Raw genomic sequence first — 2,057 nt, forward strand, 5'->3', positions numbered from 1 at the left:
CTTCTAAACCTTTTATGTTCTGGTAATTTTAAAACTATGCTACCAAAATTAAAATCTAAAAACTATGAAGGTATAGAGCTTATAAGACCTCTTTATTATATAGAAGAAGAATATATAAAAAGGTTTATTCAGTACAGTGGCATATGGCCATTAAATTGTGCTTGTATGGTAGCTGCCAAAAAAATAGGCAGCAAAAGAGAAGAGATTAAAGAACTAATAGAAGAATTGAAAAAGAATTTTGCAAATGTTGATATGTCTATATTTAGAGCGGCTGAGAATGTAAATATGAATGGTATATTAGGATGGAATAAAGATGGAGAAAAACATTCATTTTTAGATTTTTACTAGAACAATATGGTTAATATATAATAAAGGATTCATTTACTATATTCTGAATCCTTTATTATTCTTTTAGGAAATCTTTTAATTTTTTACTTCTACTAGGATGTCTAAGTTTTCTAAGGGCCTTTGCTTCTATTTGTCGGATTCTTTCTCTTGTAACATTAAATACATTTCCAACTTCTTCTAAAGTTCTAGTTCTTCCATCGTTTAAACCAAAGCGCAATTCTAATACTCTTTGTTCCCTAGGAGTTAAGGTGCCTAAAGTATCGACTAATTCCTCTTTAAGCATAACATGTGTAGCGTTATCGGCAGGTGTTTCTACATGTTCATCTTCAATAAAATCGCCTAGTTGACTGTCTTCTTCTTCTCCTATAGGAGTTTCTAATGAAATTGGTTTTTGGGCTATTTTGATTATATCTCTAACCTTATCTATATCCATATCCATATGTTCGGCTATTTCTTCTGGGAAGGGTTCTCTACCTAATTCTTGTACAAGTTCTCTTTGTATTCTTACAAGTTTATTTATATTTTCAATCATATGGACAGGGATTCTTATAGTTCTTCCCTGATCTGCTATAGCTCTTGTTATGGCTTGACGTATCCACCAAGTAGCATAGGTGCTAAATTTATATCCTTTTGTGTAATCAAACTTTTCTACTGCTTTAATAAGTCCTAAGTTTCCTTCTTGAATTAAATCTAGTAATGACATTCCTCTACCGATATGTTTTTTAGCAATACTAACTACTAATCTCAAGTTTGCTTCTGCAAGCTTCTTTTTTGCTATTTCATCTCCTGCTTCTACCTTTTTTGCTAAAGTAATTTCTTCTTCTCTAGTTAGAAGAGAAACCTTACCGATTTCTTTTAAATACATTCGAACAGGGTCGTCAACTATTACGGTTTTAGGTTTTGATGTTTTTTTAGCTTTATTATTTTTTTTGTTTTTAATTATATTAACGTCCATATCTTCTAAATTTTCATATACTTCATTTATCTGTTCAGGGTTTAAATCTATATCTTCTAAATAATCCAATATTTCACTATTGGCAAGTTTACCTTTCTTTTTGCCTTTATCTATTAATTTTTGGATGGCTATGTTTTTTTGTTTTTCAGTGCTTTTACTCATTCAAAACCCCTTTCTTTAAAATGATATTTTAATTATTTAAAGTCTAATAATAGATACTTATATATATCTTATCATATAAAGCGTTATTTTACATTATTCTTGGTGTTTTTCTTTATAACGGTAGATATAGTTTCGATTGAGCTAGCAAATAAATAAAACTAAGGGTAGGATTAATTTACCCTTAGTTCCAATTATTTAAACAATTGATTATTCTTCAAAAGGTTCAGTAATTTCAATATGACCCATTAAGGTTTCAGCCTTTTGACCGTCTATTAGGAATTGAACTCTTTCTACACTATCAAGCTCTACCAAGGAATTAACTATTTGAGCTATGGTAAAGTCTTCTTGCATTGAGCCTCCATAAAGCTCTTCTCCAGCAAAGTTTACGAAAGCAGTTTCATCAGCAACTTCTACGCCTAATAGTTTTACATTCGATGGGATAACAGTACTTAAGTTATCTGATTCTGGGCCTTTCATCAACTCTTTTACAATCCTCTCTTCTAGGGTAATATCCCCATATTCAACAGTTCTTGTTTCGTGGATAAGTTTTTCCAAACTTTCATCGCCTGTTTCCACATATTCTTTATTAGCA

Annotated in this window: 2 protein-coding genes and 1 pseudogene; 1 reads left to right on the forward strand and 2 read right to left on the reverse strand. The window is 30.7% G+C overall.

Translation table 11 applies throughout. The features are described from left to right. Positions 1-348, forward strand: a pseudogene (locus tag VK998_RS03630) (tRNA 2-thiocytidine biosynthesis protein TtcA); the annotation flags it as partial. Positions 349-403: 55 nt separating this feature from the next. Here VK998_RS03630 and rpoD read toward each other — a convergent pair. Continuing rightward, positions 404-1,465: an RNA polymerase sigma factor RpoD gene (gene rpoD, locus VK998_RS03635; protein WP_325225584.1), complete on the reverse strand. Its 1,062-nt coding sequence runs from the start codon at positions 1,463-1,465 to the stop codon at positions 404-406. Positions 1,466-1,672: 207 nt separating this feature from the next. Continuing rightward, the coding region (locus VK998_RS03640; RefSeq protein WP_325225587.1) for a GerMN domain-containing protein at positions 1,673-2,057 on the reverse strand (385 nt) is incomplete at its 5' end.

Origin of the sequence: Schnuerera sp. (assembly GCF_035459645.1) — a bacterium.
Classification (GTDB): domain Bacteria; phylum Bacillota; class Clostridia; order Tissierellales; family Tepidimicrobiaceae; genus Schnuerera.